This is a genomic window from Glaciecola nitratireducens FR1064, from assembly GCF_000226565.1.
GTDB classification, from domain to species: Bacteria; Pseudomonadota; Gammaproteobacteria; order Enterobacterales; family Alteromonadaceae; genus Glaciecola; species Glaciecola nitratireducens.
In genome coordinates this window covers 3,787,624-3,804,137 of record NC_016041.1, presented here as the reverse complement: position 1 = coordinate 3,804,137, position 16,514 = coordinate 3,787,624, and the positions used below count along the sequence as shown (strand labels likewise).

12 protein-coding genes are annotated in these 16,514 nt (G+C 40.8%); 7 read left to right on the top strand and 5 right to left on the bottom strand.

What is annotated here, in order from left to right:
* Positions 1-205 precede the first annotated feature (205 nt).
* Positions 206-1,252, bottom strand: coding sequence for an NAD(P)-dependent alcohol dehydrogenase (locus tag GNIT_RS16065; RefSeq protein ID WP_014110357.1), 1,047 nt, complete (start codon positions 1,250-1,252; stop codon positions 206-208).
* Positions 1,253-1,502: 250 nt separating this feature from the next.
* Positions 1,503-3,533, bottom strand: coding sequence for a TonB-dependent receptor plug domain-containing protein (locus GNIT_RS16060; protein ID WP_014110356.1), 2,031 nt, complete (start codon positions 3,531-3,533; stop codon positions 1,503-1,505).
* A gap of 118 nt (positions 3,534-3,651) precedes the next feature.
* On the opposite strand from GNIT_RS16060, the gene GNIT_RS16055 reads away from it, so the two are divergent.
* The 4 genes from GNIT_RS16055 (at position 3,652) to GNIT_RS16040 (ending at position 6,287) form a co-directional block, all read left to right on the top strand.
* The gene (locus tag GNIT_RS16055) at positions 3,652-4,044 is read left to right on the top strand and encodes a MerR family transcriptional regulator (protein WP_014110355.1); all 393 of its coding nucleotides are present in this window, start codon (positions 3,652-3,654) and stop codon (positions 4,042-4,044) included.
* Positions 4,045-4,199: 155 nt separating this feature from the next.
* Positions 4,200-5,480 carry an MATE family efflux transporter gene (locus GNIT_RS16050; RefSeq protein ID WP_148261731.1) on the top strand — a complete coding sequence of 427 codons (1,281 nt, stop codon included), beginning with the start codon at positions 4,200-4,202 and terminating at the stop codon, positions 5,478-5,480.
* Positions 5,481-5,768: 288 nt separating this feature from the next.
* Positions 5,769-5,999 (top strand): ribbon-helix-helix domain-containing protein, encoded by a 231-nt coding sequence (locus tag GNIT_RS16045; protein ID WP_014110353.1) that lies wholly within the window; start codon positions 5,769-5,771, stop codon positions 5,997-5,999.
* Entirely contained in the window at positions 6,000-6,287 is a 288-nt protein-coding gene (locus tag GNIT_RS16040) for a type II toxin-antitoxin system RelE/ParE family toxin (protein ID WP_014110352.1), read from the top strand.
* Positions 6,288-6,727: 440 nt separating this feature from the next.
* Here the strand turns inward: GNIT_RS16040 and GNIT_RS16035 are convergent, their stop codons facing one another.
* Positions 6,728-8,077 carry a sensor histidine kinase gene (locus tag GNIT_RS16035; RefSeq protein ID WP_014110351.1) on the bottom strand — a complete coding sequence of 450 codons (1,350 nt, stop codon included), beginning with the start codon at positions 8,075-8,077 and terminating at the stop codon, positions 6,728-6,730.
* Entirely contained in the window at positions 8,074-9,468 is a 1,395-nt protein-coding gene (locus tag GNIT_RS16030) for a sigma-54-dependent transcriptional regulator (protein WP_041246966.1), read from the bottom strand. Before GNIT_RS16030 ends, GNIT_RS16035 begins: the two co-directional genes overlap by 4 nt.
* 212 nt (positions 9,469-9,680) lie before the next feature.
* On the opposite strand from GNIT_RS16030, the gene GNIT_RS16025 reads away from it, so the two are divergent.
* From GNIT_RS16025 to GNIT_RS16015, 3 genes are read left to right on the top strand one after another with little or no spacing between them, the layout of a single operon-like run.
* Positions 9,681-10,943 carry an efflux RND transporter periplasmic adaptor subunit gene (locus GNIT_RS16025; RefSeq protein ID WP_041246965.1) on the top strand — a complete coding sequence of 421 codons (1,263 nt, stop codon included), beginning with the start codon at positions 9,681-9,683 and terminating at the stop codon, positions 10,941-10,943.
* Between the two features lie 25 nt (positions 10,944-10,968).
* On the top strand, positions 10,969-11,676 hold the full coding sequence (locus GNIT_RS16020) for an ABC transporter ATP-binding protein (RefSeq protein ID WP_041246964.1): 708 nt from the start codon (positions 10,969-10,971) through the stop codon (positions 11,674-11,676).
* Positions 11,669-14,062 carry an FtsX-like permease family protein gene (locus tag GNIT_RS16015; RefSeq protein ID WP_014110346.1) on the top strand — a complete coding sequence of 798 codons (2,394 nt, stop codon included), beginning with the start codon at positions 11,669-11,671 and terminating at the stop codon, positions 14,060-14,062. Before GNIT_RS16020 ends, GNIT_RS16015 begins: the two co-directional genes overlap by 8 nt.
* A gap of 354 nt (positions 14,063-14,416) precedes the next feature.
* Here the strand turns inward: GNIT_RS16015 and GNIT_RS16010 are convergent, their stop codons facing one another.
* Complete coding sequence (locus GNIT_RS16010) at positions 14,417-16,507, bottom strand: S8 family serine peptidase (protein WP_014110345.1); 2,091 nt, start codon at positions 16,505-16,507, stop codon at positions 14,417-14,419.
* Positions 16,508-16,514 lie beyond the last annotated feature (7 nt).

Sequence of the window (16,514 nt, the reverse complement as noted above, 5' to 3'; positions counted from 1 at the left end):
GTTTAAGGATTCGGTTTAAGGGCAATATTGGCAGGTGCTCTCTTCTTAGCTAAAAACCGAAGTAGTTAAGAAGTATGGGGCATATCGTCACTACCAAAGCTTGGTTCGCTGGCATTGATAGAATTGGAGGCACTGAGAATTATTAATAAATTTCAGTGCCTCCCATGTTTCTCTGAATAATCTGCTTAATACAAAATGATGTCGTTTATTCGGACATTGACGCCATATCAATCACAAAACGATGTGCGACATCGCCTTTTGCTAAGTGTTTAAAAGCTTCATTAATTTCATTGGCGTTGATTATCTTACATTCAGGATGAATGTCGTGCTCAGCACAAAAGTCTAATACTTCTTGCGTCTCTTTAATGCCGCCAATCAATGAACCAGCAATACGGCGTCTACCCGTGACCAGTGGAATGGTCATTGGCTCTTCAAGCGGTCCAATCTGACCCACAATCACCAAGGTTCCATCAACATCCAATAGACGTGTGTAAGCATCAACATTGTGTTTTACCGGAACAGTATCGAGTATTAAATCGAATGATGAAGCCGCTTTTTTCATCGCCTCTTTGTCGGTTGAAACTAATAAACTTGTAGCGCCGCTGCTTTTAGCTTCTTTTTCCTTTGCATTGGAACGGCTAATTACGGTGACTTCTGCGCCCATTGCCGCAGCGATTTTTACGCCCATATGACCAAGACCACCAAGCCCCACAACACCCACACGGGTGCCTTTCGTAACATTCCACGTTCGTAACGGCGAGTAAGTCGTTATACCTGCGCATAGGATAGGTGCTGCTCGCGACATATCGAGTGTCTCTGGCACGCTTAGTACGAATTCTTCACGCACCACAATATGCTTTGAATAACCACCTTGAGTAATGTCACCCGAGATACGATCTGGCGCTCCATAAGTTGGCGTCATACCATTTTCACAATATTGTTCTTCATGATTATCGCACTGACGGCATTGCTTGCAGCTGTCGACCATGCAACCTACCGCGACAGAATCACCTACTTTGTAATGCTTTACATCCGCTCCTACTTCCAAGACGCGGCCAATAATTTCATGCCCCGGCACTAGCGGATAACTTTGCGGGCCCCAGTCTCCGTTGACAGTGTGCAAGTCAGAGTGACAAATGCCACTGTAGAGGATTTCAATTGCGACGTCGTTGCTTCGAAGTGCTCGTCGCTCGAAGTGGTAAGGCACCATATGAGCATCTGATGAGTGCGCTGCGTATCCAATTGTTTTCATTATTACCTCTTGGTTCTTGGGTGAAAAGTGTATGTCTATTACTGTATATTGCAACGGGACCACAAATAAACAACCATTAACGGTAAACTTTTTTGAGTTTGGCCTTTACGCGCAGTGAATATCTTATGTAACAGTAACAGCCGTTTTAATTTTTTTCGTAACAGCTATCCATCTGCTTATTTCCGTTTTCATCAGTAAACCAGTCTGTCCTTCTTATATTTTCTCGATGCAGGCAAGATTTAACTAGTGCTTAAGCACCAAACTTAAACCGAACTCCTCCATTGACGATGAAGCCGTCATTGCGAGACCAGATATCGGTTGTCCATTGGCCACTAGGGGCTCGATTTGGGAGAATCATTGGGTGCTCATCTGTTTGTTTAACATTGAGTAAGTTTTCAAGGTTGATAAACCAACTGAATTTTCCGATCGCAATTTCACCCATCAAACCAAGATGCCAGTATGGTTCCGAATAATCCGTGAATGGGTTATCGTTTAAACGCTGCTTACCCGTATAGTATGCTTCAAATCCGGCTCTGAAGTTGCCGTGTTGCTCCCACATTGCAACAAAGCCCGCCGAATGTTTGGGCGTCAGCGCAATCTTCCGGCGCTGCGATATATCTGGTGTCAACTCCGTGGCATCAAGATAAAGGTAGCTGGCGGTCAATTTTATATCCCCCCAGTAATAACGCAGCATGAGTTCCGAGCCGCGTACTTTACTCTCACCTTCAGCATTTACTAAGCGTACTCGGTCCGGTAAACCAACGTCACTAGATGCGAAGGCTTCCAAGCCCGTTACATTGTCAACATTCGAGCCGAATAAAGTTAAGCTACTTTCGATATTGTCATAGGTGTAGGTGAAATCCAGTGAGGCAGTTTGGGCAGACTCTTCAGAAATATCACTGATAGTTTCTAGTCTAGACAACCCAGCGGCTTCAATTTCCTCAACAAAGGGGGTAGGCGCAAAATAGCCGCGGCCATAGGATGCCCTGATGGTCAAATCACCTGGTCGATAAAGCATTGATATTCTTGGACTGAATTGCGTACCAAATTCACTGTGTTTTTCTAAACGAGTACTTAACGATGTCGTGATCTCCGCGTTTAACTCATAGTCTAACTGTGAAAATAAGCCAGGCACCTCATAAGAGTAATCAAATTGAGGAAAGGTCTCAGACACAAATTGATCGGATTGGTATGCCACGCCTATTACCCAATCAGTATTTTCGCTATACCCCGTCAGACTAGATTCCAGCAAATAACTCTCATGTTGGTCCTCCTCTAGCACAAGCCCAAAACCATGCTCGTGCTTTTGCAGCATAGCTGATGCGCGAGTATTTAGGGTCAGTTCGTTAAACACCGGCATAGTAAAAACCAAGCCACTATCCAACCTCTCTGAATCTTGTGTCTGTACAAAAGGATTGCCATCAGAAACAGTGCCTCCGGACATAGTACCGCCGTCCCGACGCTCTGACATTAGTCCCACTGTCGTATACAGTGTTTGACCATCATCGCCCTGCCAGTAAAGCCTTGGACGCGCGGTGTAACGCTCATAACCTGGAAGATCAATCCAACCATCGCTATCCACATCCGTAATAGCCTGGTGATGCACTCCCGCAGTTATTGAGCCCTTTAATGAAGAAGTTAGTGGCGTTTCGATATAGGTCGTTAAATCTTGGCCATCTTTGCTTGTAAAATTCAGTGATGTTTCACCTTTCAAGGTATCGCCTGGCTTTCTTGATACCAGATTGATTACCCCTCCCAGAGCTGAACCGCCATACAACGATGAGGCTGAGCCCTTAATGATTTCAACCCGCCCAAGATCTGTTGGTGGAATTTGCAGTAAACCAATCGACGCGGCCTGGTTGCCATAAAGTGGTAAACCATCGGCCAACAATTGCGTGTAGCGACCATATAAACCCTGCAGTCGAATATTGGCGCTGCCCAATGCCGGTGATGTCGTTTGTACACGAATGCCACCTGTTTCTGCTAACAACATAGAAATATTGCCCGGTCGCATGGCGGCCTTCTCCTCAATCTCCTCTCGGTTTATTAGCTCCACTCTGATAGGTTGGTCATCTGCAATTCGTCCGGAACGGGTGGCCTGTACAACGATTTTTTCTACGCTGTCATGGTGATCCTCGCCGTCATCACTATGTTCATCTTCCTGAGACGCATGCGCTGCAGTCGCCATTGGGTCTGTTGAAATTGACATTTCTGCAGACTGGCAAATTGAATAAAAACCAAGCAATAGGATCAAGGTTGTTGCATGTGATGTTTTTGACATTGAGTTGCCTTATCTTACAAAAGAGTCTTATCTAACTAGTAGCGGGATCAACTTGTGTTTAATACTGTTGATGCATGGTAACTTACACAATAAAGCTTACAGCAACTGGAAGGTCAAGATGAAAATAGGTGAGTTGGCAAAAGCAACCCAGGTTTCAGCCAAAACAATTCGCTATTACGAAAGTATCGGCTTGTTGATCAGTCCAACTCGTGAAGCTAATGGTTATCGCTATTACAGGTTAAGCGATTTAGAAACGTTGATATTCATTAAGCGTTGTCGTGAGCTAAATATACCTATTAAAGATATAAAGCAGTTAGTGATGGTTCAGCATAATCCGCAAGCCTCTTGTTCGACAGTCGACACTATTATCGCCGAGCAGCTTGCAAGAGTCCGGCAAATGCAGCAAGACCTTAATCAGTTAGAGCAAACACTCTCTTCGCTGTTCACCTCTTGTAGCAGCAAGCAGATCCAAGATTGCTTTATCTTGCAAACACTTAAGTCTACTGAATAACAGTCTGTTCATCTCATATATCATTGGAACGAGTATCGCCTTTTTACTCTCATTAACATTGTCTACTAAGGAATTTTGCCATCAAACCAGCGACACCAGCGCTTAAAACGAGGTCTTCTGACCCCTCTCTTACCAGTGGTTCGATTTTATCGCATATGGTCCGACTAGCTATACCTGCGTCAATGGGCATGTTGTTTAACACGTTATACAATCTAACTGACATTTGGTTTGCGGGTTATTTGTCGGCCGATGCGCTAGCCGGTATGTCGATTGCCTCAAGCGTATTTTTCTTACTCTTGTCGATTGGTATTGGGATCCAGTCAGGTGCTTCAGCCATGATTGCTCCTGGCGCTGGACGAAACGACACGAGCGGAGTAAAAGACTGGGTGAATAATGTCTGCGGTATGGCCATTGGCTTTAGTGCGATATCATTTGCTATTGGTTATTTTACCGCTCAACCTTTGGTGGTTTTACTTGGTGCCGAAGCTCATATCGAACCTTTGGCGATGGAGTATTTGTGGGTAACGTTGGCCGGCTCTGTTGGCTTTATCTTATCGTTTGGTGCTGCAGGTGCTTTGATGGCGCTTGGTGATACCAAATCAAATCGCAACGCTTTGGTCATCGGTTTTTTTGCTAACTTTATCTTAAATCCGTTTTTTACTTTTGCCCTAGGTCTAGGTGTCAGTGGCATTGCCTTGGCAACTGTTGTGATAAAGTTTGCGACGGCTTTTTATTTGTTGCGGGTGTTAGCTAAGCGCTTAGAGATACGTATCAGGCCCAGATTTAATTGGCAACGGCATAAGGCTTTGTTGAGGCAAGTGCTCCCAGCAAGTTTTAATATGTTGACTATTGTCTTGGGTAGCTTCATTACAGTGGCCTTAATAGGTCAATTTCGCAGTGAACATGTTGCGGGTTACACCGTTGGTTTGCGTCTTGAGCAAGTACTTTTGTTGCCTGCGCTGGGCCTAAATAGCGCTGTTATGGCTATCGTAGGTCAAAATATGGGGGCGGGCAAAAACGAACGCATCGTAGATGCCTTTCAAAAAAGTTTACTGATTGGGCTGGCGATGGCGGCGTTATCCATTCCGTTGATGTGGTTTTTATCCCCCTTTACCGTTGGCTTATTTACCGATAGCGAGAGCATCAAAAGCACGGGCATAACCTACCTTCGAATTGATACATTAGCGTTTTATGCTTATGTAGTACTGTTTCAAAGCGTCGCGGTTCTGCAGGCCATTCAAAAGCCTATGTTTCCCTTATATTTGGGAATTGCGCGTCAGCTTGTCATTCCTGGATCGATTAATTATGTGTTGATTATGGTGTATGATTTTCCCATGATATCAATGTTTTATACGATTGTGATTGTGGTTATCCTTAGTGCTCTTGTGGCCTATTTTTACACAAAGCGTGAGATTGATTTACTACCTAATCGTTGATGAATCAAATGGAATCGCTAGGTTGCTCAACTCGGTCTTCATGACGGCCAAAGCCGTCGTACGCCATTCAAAACTGTACGGGTAGAATGTGAAGCGGACCTAGGAACATCAATCCTTGAACTGGCGCTTTTGCATGAAGCCGACAGTCAGTGTTTCAATCAATATGACTGCTGTGCCTACGATAACCGGTCATTTCATAATTCTTAAAAATAAATCCTTAAAGCTGTCATTTGTTGCGAACTGAATATGCCTGGTGTAATATCGCACCAGATACATATGGAGAATAACATGCCTAGACAAAGTGTCACATTGACAGAAAAAAATAACAGTTGGCTTAACGCTCATATTGAAAAGATTGGGGATTATGCGAATAAGAGCGAGTTGATCAATGATTTAATAAGACGCGCAAGGCGAGCCGAGTTTATAAATGAGAAGTTATCAAAAGCAGAAAAAAGTAACTTCGTTTTACAGTCACCCGATGAAATTCTTGCTGAATTTAAAACGGGTCTAAGAAAGTAAATGCTCAAATACCGCTTAACGGAAGAAGCAAAAGAAGATTTGCGCAGAATCTATGAATATGGATACAAGGAGTTTGGAGAAAACCTAGCGGATGAATATTTTCACAGCTTTTTCGAAGCCTTTATCAAGATTGCAGAATCGCCTTTAATATATCAGTCTGTTGACAATATTCGACTAGGTTATAAACGCTGTCCACATCGTTCGGATGTTATTTACTATCGAATAAATCAAGACACAATTGAGATTATGGCTATTATTGGCGGTCAAGATACTGACGTTTGGCTTTGATTAATAAATTTACGATAGACTCAGTTTAAGTTCTATTTGTAATTGACTGCTATTCCCTCGGTTAGGAATCACTTCATGAATTTTGTTTGTGATACACTAGACCGGTCATTGAGCCTTGCTTACCTCACTGGCCCTTCCACGGCAAAAGGAGACGTACGTCGTTAATATTTGTGTGAGAATTTTGTGCTTTTATGGAAGAAACTGTGGCTTGAAAAAAATGGCTGTAGCACTCCTGTTTTCGACCATAGCGGACAGTCGAGTACTCATGATTTCAGGAGGTCCTACATAACTGAATAAAACAATGTCGAATTTTCATTCCATCAATTATTTTTGACTGCTTGGAGCGGTTAGCGGTAACTCATAATACCTTCGATGAACGAATGTAAAGTCCTAACGGCCGTAGATTTTTCTTCGAATCAGAAGCTATTGTGTCTTATCAATTAGAAGAGCAAACGAAAGCAAGCACCATTTGATGGGGCTGATTTATTTGCTCGCTCCTCGCTAGTTATATAAATAAGGTCGCCGCCATGCTGAACCATGATTGTCTTCGCTAGCGCCAGTCCTATTCCTGAACCATTGGATTTTGTAGTAAAAAACGGTACAAATATGTTTGCAATGGCTGACGCTGATATACCAGTACCGCTGTCTTTTAAATCTATATATGCTCGCCCATCTGAAAGGTGACCAGACTCCAATGTAATTTGCTTTATTTGTTCAATATCATCATGCGCATCTATAAGCGAGATCGCCTCAAGCGCATTAGTAATAAGGTTTATTAATACTTGCTCAATTTGACTTCTATCAACCATCAGTAGTTGAGAGTAAACTACTTTGTTATTGAATGTTATCTCGTTATCTAGAATGCTTTGCCGCATTAATTGGTAAACGTTGTCAGTTAAATCATGTAGGTGGCAGGGCTTTCGATTAGGCGGTGGCAATCCGCTAAAGGTTCGAAAGCGAGTAATGAACTGATTAAGATGAATCGCTCTACTCGATATCGCTGATAGTGCCACTGCTAAATCATCTTTGTCATCATCACATTCAAATTCAAGTTCATGCGGTAGCCTATCTAATGCAGTCTCCGCTAGAGATGAAAGAGGAAGTATTGAATTTGCCACTTCGTGAGTAAGTACTTGGGTAAGTTGCTTGAACGCTTCTTGTTCTTTTAATTTTAACTCTTCGTAAATTGATTGAAAGGTTATAGAAACTAGGATTTTACCGTTAAGTTCAAGCTTAATTATGGACACAGAAAATATGTCTTGGTGCTCATTTTTTTGCCAAGGTAAGGTGATTCGAGATAACTTGGAGCTAGGCTCAAAAAGTGCTTTTCTGTAGTAGCCGTAAAATGGATGAAATGCTTGTATATGTCCTAGTTTTTCACCTACTAAGCGAATAGCCGCTGAATTTTGTTGCTTAATTATGCCGCTATCATTAACAACGATGACTCCTACATTTATTTGCTGAATTAGAACTTGGAAATAATTGGCTTGCTCAACTGCATCTAACCTAACAGATTTGAGCTTCGCTGATACTTCAATGAGCTGATTTCTCAAAGGGTGTGTTTGAGTTAGCCCTAGGCTTGTATCCCCGTTGGCAATCGCTTTTAGTACCATTAAAGGTTCTCTACTCGCTTTCTTTTGCTGTGAGATAAACCATGCAATAACCAATGATAATGCCAACGCAATTAGTATACTCGTTGAAGATATGCCACTTCGAAATATCGAGACTCCCAAACTCATACTCAAGAGCACAACACCTGCAATTGCAAAACAAAGCTTTATCTGGTTCATTGTTTGATCCCATACTTTTCGAGCCTTCGATACAACGCACCTCTGGTGATCCCAAGCGCTTTAGAGGTTTTGCTAACATTACCTTGAAAGAATGTTAGAGCAGATAGAATTGTCTGATTTTCAACGGTTTCTAAATTAAACTCGGCAACGGTCTCCTCTGCACTTTTTGGTTGCGTTGATAATTTTGTTGAATTGTTTAAAACACTGGCAATATCAAGGTATTTGCCTTCTGATAAAATTACCGCTCTTTCGATTGAATGGGCTAACTCTCTTACGTTGCCCGGCCATTTATATTCACAGAGGTTATCAATGTCACGGTCACTCACTTCCAGAAAGCGTTTATACTTTGTATTGTAATGTTGCAAGTAATGTTCGACTAAAAGAGGAATATCTTGTTTTCTTTCACGCAAAGGCGGCAAGGTAATTTCAATTGTATTTAAGCGATATAGTAAATCTTGGCGGAACTCTCCTACATTCACTGCATGATGCAGATCGCTATTGGTCGCGGCTATGAGTCTGATATCAATTTGAATTGTTTTATTGGCACCAACAGGCATGATTTCGCGATTTTGCAATGCACTTAGTAACTTTGCCTGTTCCTGCAAGGGTAAGTTTCCAAGCTCATCTAAAAATAAAGTCCCTTTGTCGGCTAACTCAAAACGGCCCACACGGTCTCTATTAGCGTTTGTAAAAGCACCTTTTCTATGACCAAACAACTCACTTTCGAACAGCTCTGTGCTAATTGCTCCCATATCAAGATTGACGAACGCTTCATCAGCTCTTTGGCTAGATAGGTGGATAGCACGTGCAATCAGTTCTTTCCCAGTGCCACTCTCACCGAGGATGAGTACGTTTGCATTTGTTTTAGCTGCTTTTTCGACAGTTGCTAAAATAGTTTTCATGGTGCCGCTTCGCCCTATTATAGGCGCGTCGCTACCTTGATTTAGCTGATTTAATGCGGTGTTTCTTCTATTTAACTGCGTCACTTGCTGTCGTGTTTCGACATGTTTAAATGCACTGGCAACCATGCCTAGTAGTTCGGCATTCTGCCAAGGTTTAGCAATAAAATTAATTGCGCCTGCTTGAATAGCACTAATCGCCAATTGAATATCTGCATAGGCAGTCATCATGACCACCACCACTTCAGGAAACGTTTCAGTCACTTCATGTAGTATCGAAAACCCTTCTTGCCCCGATATTGAATCTTGTCGGAAATTCATATCCAACAGAACTAAATCAATATCGTTTTGTGAGATCAACTTGCACACTTGAGAAGGATCATCGCAGCAAATAACACCTGTATAATGCTTTTTTAAAAGTAATCGAGTTGCAGTTAACACGTCTAAATTGTCATCAACAATAAGCACATTGCCGGCATATCTGTTTGTCATTGCTTTGTTCACTAAACGTCATTAGAGGATTACGGTTACCTTACCAAAATACTTTAGAATGTCCATTATTGGACACTAAATAATACTATAAATGGACAGTGTCCGAATATGTACATGTTTAAAATTCATAACTACATGTATTTATTAGTGAAAATATTTGGCATTAATTTTGATAACAGCGCATACAGGTATGTAAATTATTGAAGTATGTTTTGGACAGAAAAATATCAAAATCGAAGATTCGAATCTTAATTGAACGATACGCAAAGCTTTTAGGCATTCTACTTTTTGTTACCTTTGTTTTTGTTCTTTTTAGTTTTGCCAACTTGGCCGGAAGTAATGTAGTCAAAGTGGATTTTTCACAGCTCACTATAAGTAAGGTCGAAACGGGTACCTTTTCAGATTTACTCAATACACGGGGATTTGTAGAGGCAAACACAACTGTGTTTTTAAACACTGAGACAGGTGGCATCGTTGAAGAGAAAATGGTCTCACAAGGCGCCTTTGTTGAAAAAGGCCAGCCATTGGCGAGGTTTACAAACACAAGTTTACAATTAGATGTGATGAGTCGTGAAGCCCAAGTTACTGAGCAGCTAAATTTTCTGAGAAATACGCAAATGAGCATTGAGACCAACAGGCTTAATCTTAGCCGTGATTTACTCGAAATTGAGTTGGAAATATCCCACCTTGAAAGAAGATTCAAACAAGCTTCAGTGCTGGCGAGCAGTAACACAATTGCCAAAGATACTGTAGAGGCAATAAACGCCGATTTGCACTATTTTAAGGCCCGCAAGGTGTTGAACTTAGAAAGACAAGCACAGGAGAGTAGTATTCGCAACGTTCAACTGACGCAACTTGAGGACAGCGCAGCAATGTTGAATAGGAATTTGGCGTACGCACGAGCAAACTTAAACAAATTAACGGTTAAGAGTCCTGTTACAGGATACCTCAGTGAGTTCAATCTAGAGCTAGGTGAGTCGAAGAATAGCGGAGATAGGCTAGGCCAAGTAGATATTCCAGACCAATATAAGCTCAGAATTATGCTAGACGAATTTTATTTAAACCAAGTATCGGTTGGTATGCAGGCACGAGTTCAGATTAATGAAAAGACTCATGGTATCACTGTATCTAAGATAGATAGCCAAGTTGAAAATGCTCAGTTTTCATTGGAAGCTGAATTGCCGCAGTCATCACAATCTATCAAGCGAGGTCAATCCCTTAATGTGGTAATTGTTTTGAGTGATGATGATCAAAATGCCTTTTTACTTCCAAGAGGGGCTTTTTTTTCGACTAGCGGCGGCAATTGGGTGTTTGTTTTGCAAGCTGATGGCAATACAGCTGAGCGTCGAAACATTCGCTTGGGTAAAAAGAATCGAGATTATTATCAGGTGCTGGATGGCTTAGACGCAGGCGAACAAGTCATCATTTCTAGTTACTCGTCATTCGATAATGCACAAACTTTAAAAATTAAATAAAACGGAAGTCGTTGTTATGTCAAAAATGATAAACCTCAAAAACGTGTCACGGATATTCCGGACTGGAGATATCGAAACAAGTGCGTTGAGCAATGTTAGCTTTACCATCAAGCAGGGGGAGTTTATTGCTATCATGGGGCCTTCTGGTTGCGGAAAATCCACTCTGTTGTCGATTCTTGGCATGCTTGATTCTCCTTCATCAGGGACATACGAATTCGAAGACGCAGACATCTCCCGCCATTCTGAAAAAGAGCTTGCCTCTATCCGTAAAGCTTCGTTAGGTTTCATATTTCAAAACTTTAATTTGATCAATGAATTGAACGTATCTGAGAACGTAGAGTTACCCTTGCAGTATTTGAAAATATCAAAGAAAGAACGTGCTCTTCGGCTGGACAAAATCTTAAAGCGCGTCGCAATAGATCATCGAGCCTATCATATGCCTCATCAGCTTTCGGGCGGTCAGCAGCAACGTGTTGCAATTGCGCGTGCGCTTATCATAAATCCAAAACTTATTCTCGCTGACGAACCTACAGGCAATTTAGATTCTAAAAACGGCGAAGAAGTCATGTTGCTCCTAAAAGAGCTTAACAAAAGCGGCACAACTGTGATTATGGTGACGCATTCTGAAAAAGAGGGTAACTTCGCTGACCGAGTCTTGCGAATGATGGATGGGCAGCTTATTTGGGATAGAAGCAATGATTTGAATACACCATTGGTGAATGAAAATGTTTAATCACTACCTTAAAATTGCTTATCGCGCCAATCTTAATCACAAGCGTCATAGTATTCTTAACATCTTTGGTTTAGCGTTGGGTTTGTCTGCTGCGCTAGTTGTTGGTTTGTTTGTTCAACATGAATTGTCCTACGACAAATGGCAACCAAACGTCGATACTACTTATCGAGTGGACTTGGATTTTTCCAGTTTTGGCTTTGACGTGCAGCCGAGCGCTAACCTAAATCGCTCCCAAAAATTTAAAACTCGCTCTGGCGTTGAGGATGTTTTTGGGCTGGTAAGAGCTTCAGACATAGACTCTAGCTTAACTAATGTAAATTATGGTGGAAACAGTTTTCAATTAGCGTCATTGTTTGTTGCTACTGAAAACATCGAAAGCTTCATCAAGCTTAAGATCGTAGATGGTGACATCCGCGAAGCATTGGATCAGCCATGGCAGTTAGCGCTTAGCCAAAAAGAGGCAACGCGTATTTTTGGTCAAGATAGGGCGTTGGGTAAAGTGCTCAATACGCAAAAAGGTGTTTATACAGTAGCGGCTGTGTTTGAGGATTTACCCGAAAACACTCACTTTGCTTTCACTAGCTTGACTTATAACGACAGTTATATAAGTGATTTACGAACACATATGCATTACGTCTATGTGCGCCTTGCCAGCAATGTTGATTTGAATGCATTGGAGTTATCCCTATCACACGCTTACACAATAGGTGATGAGATTGACCGCCTTAAAGTAAAACTAACTCCGATTAAAGATATCCATCTTCACCATATTTCAGACTTAAAACTAGGTGGCTCATGGGAAACGGTTTTACTTTGTTTTTTATTAAGCGGCCTGCTGGTTGCGGTTTCTTGCATTAACTTCGTCAATATGAGTATTGCGCAAGTAGCGAGAAGGGCAAAAGAGGCTGGTATACGTAAAACACTGGGGGCAAGTCAATCACAACTCATTTTTCAATATCTATTAGAAGCTTGGCTGCTGACCGTGGTAGCGCTTTTTGTAGCATGTATTTTCATCGATTTGAGTATGCCATTTGTAGAGACGCTCCTACAGCGCAAATTGCCTATAAGCTACGGCCCTTTTGAAGTTTTCCTACTTTTTAGTTTTAGTGTCCTAATCACTTTATTTGCCGGTACATATCCTGCTGTGTTTCTTTCTTCTTTTTCTGCGCATAGAACACTTTCAGGAGAGCTCGTACATGGCAGAACAGCCATATATATTCGAAAGAGTTTATTAGTTTTTCAAGCTGCAATATCTATTGGCTTAGTGACTTCAATATTAATCTTCAATACTCAATTAAAGGCACTGGAAGACCTAGACACGGGTTTTGATACAAAATCCTCCATTATGGTTGAAGGGCTTGAGCAATCAGCTGTCTTTACAAAGGGGGTTAGTTCAGTTTTAGAACGCATAGAGCGCGAAGATGGCGTGATGTCAGCAATGCCAATAGATACAAAATTGACTGACGGTTTCTTATATAGCTTTGAGCTGTTATTCCCAAATGGGACCCAATCAGAAAGCTACATCCCCGCTATCGGCACAGGCTATCAACCTGTCAAAAATTTAGGTTTGAATTTGCTTGCGGGCAGAGAGTTTAACGTTAACTACGCAAGTGATTGGTTTCAAGCAAGTGACGATAGTGCGCAAGCTAGCATCATCATCACAAAGTCGCTCGCATTATTGGCCGGATATAAGACTCCCCAAGACGCTATTGGACAGACTTTTTTGCGCGATGGCTTAAGCCTTCTGGTAGTGGGTGTGGTGGACGACATCATATTAGGCAACAACAGAGAGAGCTATTCACAAGTCTTATTTATATGTGGATTCTCTCTCAATACAGATACAAATGTGATTGTCAATATTGAGTCAGATTTGTCGATACTTAAGCAAGCGCAAATTACCAACAAGCTTCAAAATATTCTTGCAAATGAATTGGAGATGTTCGAGCCACGTATCAGCCTTGTTAGTGATGCTATTCAAAACAATCTTAATGCTGACAAGCGGGTGTTGAAAATTGTCAGTCTATTTGGAGTGCTTGCAATTGTTATTGCTTGTATAGGAATATTTGGGCTGGCGTCATTTACCATCCATCAAAAACGAAGGGAAATCGCACTGAGAAAGGTACTAGGTGCGACACCTATAAGTATCATTAATTTAGTGGCCAAAGAGTTTGTTTTATTGGTTTTGATAAGCGCATTACTTGCATGGCCAATAACGTATTTTCTCATGAGTCAATGGTTGCAAGAGTTCAATACACAGATAAACCAAGCTATTTGGATGTATTTGAGCGCTACATCGTTAGTGCTAGCTGTTACTTGGTCAACTGTTACGTGCATCGTTTTCATAGCAGCAGGCAAAAGCCCCGCTGAAGTGTTAAGGGCTGAGTAGCTCGCTGTTAACCCATACTATTCTATGGATGTTTTGAGGGGGCAACGGCCCTGCGTATTGGCTAAGTCGTATGACAAGTTCACGGCAATAGGGGCCGTTCGACAATGAGAATGTACGGAGAGTCTGTGCCGGTAGCTGCCGTTAACAATTTACATCATGTACAACAACTGTGTACTTATCAGAACATTTAACTTTTCGTTATTCGACTTAAGGCTAATCAGTCTTACCCATATTGGAGAAACTTCAAAAACTAAGCGATATCTAGAAAACTAGTAGCGATTCTGTCCCCTAAACTTAAAACCACAAAGCCTCAAAAGTACCCGAGGCTTGGGACATGGTGCTTACTCGTTTTATTTATATACAGAATGTCGGCCTGGATGCTCTACTTAAATCTACCTCGAATATTTCTCCAGCTTGTCCATTAACATAGCTAACTATACCAACTCGGTTGAAATCTATAATATTGAATGTCATATCAGTAGCCTCAACGCCTGAACTTAGTAATGAAGAATTATTAAAATCCATTACTTCATCACTTGAATTGCTACCGAATAAAAAGTATTCAACACTGTCAATTGGACTCTTATAATTACCCCAAGTGAAGCTGTACGTTGCACAAACAGCTTCTTTAGATGCTATATTGCTTAAACTAGATAGATAAAGTTCGTCTGTTGCACCTTCAAAATTCTTAAAATTATGCTCTGCTTTAATGTTTTCTACAGTGCTTAAATCTAGATCCATATTTAACGCATTAACAACGTTTCCATTGCCGGCATTAGGCATTAAAGAGCTTCTAATTGTTTGATTGCCTAATCTATTAAAATCATACTTGCCAGCACTTAAAGAAACTAACGCTCTCAATTCACTTTCAGACATACCAGAGTGAACCATTTTCATCATTGCAAGTGCCGCTGATGCTAGTGGTGCAGAAAAGCTTGTTCCACTTACACTTGAATAACAGCTATCATTACTAGGTGTACCTTCATCAAGATTACAAAAAGAACTGTTTTCAGGATTAATATAAATACCAGTGTTAACATAAGCAACATTTACATCATTGCCAAAAAATGTAACATCTAAATCTTCACCGTAATTACTAAACAATGATTTTTCACCAAGTATTGTATTAGAACCAACAGCTAGAACTCCCTCACAAGATGCAGGTGCAAAATCAGTCATATCAATGTTTCCATTTCCAGCAGAGGCAACCACTACGACACCTTGTGAAATAGCAAATTCAACAGCATCAAAATATTCAGAATTCTGATTACAAATACCGCCACCACCTAAAGATAAGTTAATAATATCAACAGGCTCATTAATATTTTCAACTCCAGGTACAGCACCACCTGAAGCCCAAACAATTGCATCTGCTGAATCTGAAGCCCATCCACCATCACATCCTAAAGTTCTAATTGGAATAAGAGTTACATCATTACTATCAATAGCACCAACTACACCTTTACTATTGTTTCTTACTGTTGCAATAGTAGATGCAACACTTAAACCATGCCCTTGAACACATACAGAACCATCACCTGTGACATTTCCATTAGAATCATAAGGGAAAAACCAGCTTTTATCAGTAGGATCTGAATCTCTTGTATCTTCAACAAAATTTTCTTGAGAACAAGTTGCATCATCTCCACTCTTGGTTGAATCTGAAGATGTGCAGTCTCCGTATCCACGAAAATCAAAATTTGAAACAAAATCATAACCTTCATCAGCAGAGTAATCTACATCAGCATGTTCCCAAAAACCTGTATCAATTATACCAATACGAACTTTTCTACCCAAATTATTATTTTCCTTAGCAAAATCTCCAGCCTTTAAAAAAGAATGAGCACCCATGAGACCTTCAACTTGTTCATCTAAGTATAAAGAAAGTAAATAAGCAGGATCATTAAACGCATTTTTATCTAATGAAGTATTTGTAACTCTTTTTTGTAAAGGCTTACTAGTTGCACTATTTACTTCAATTTTTTTATTAATGTTAACTAACGCAAATTGACCAGTGGACATCAACTTATCAATAAGTTGTTCTTCGGATAAGGATGTTTTAGCCATAAATACATCATTATTTAAGGACATTGTTCTCAAATGCTTCAATTGAATTCCAGTTTTACTATAAACTTGTTCAATAGATTCAAGCCCAAGATCTCTATTTAACACTTCAGGAAGATTCAGTGATGAACGGCTAATAGACTTAGCCATATATTTTGGGGATGATTTTAATTCCAATTCAGGAACCATAGTTAAGTTGCTATGAATTGAACTATCCTTCCACTTAACAATAATTATTTTATGGGCATTTTTTAATGTGAATTGATTTACGCTCATCTTATCAACGAGTTTAGCGGTTTGTTTTTCAGCATAAGCGCTAAAAGCGACGAGGTTACTTAACGCTACAGTTGTTAACGTTAAAGCTATAGCTAATTTATTCATTTTTCAA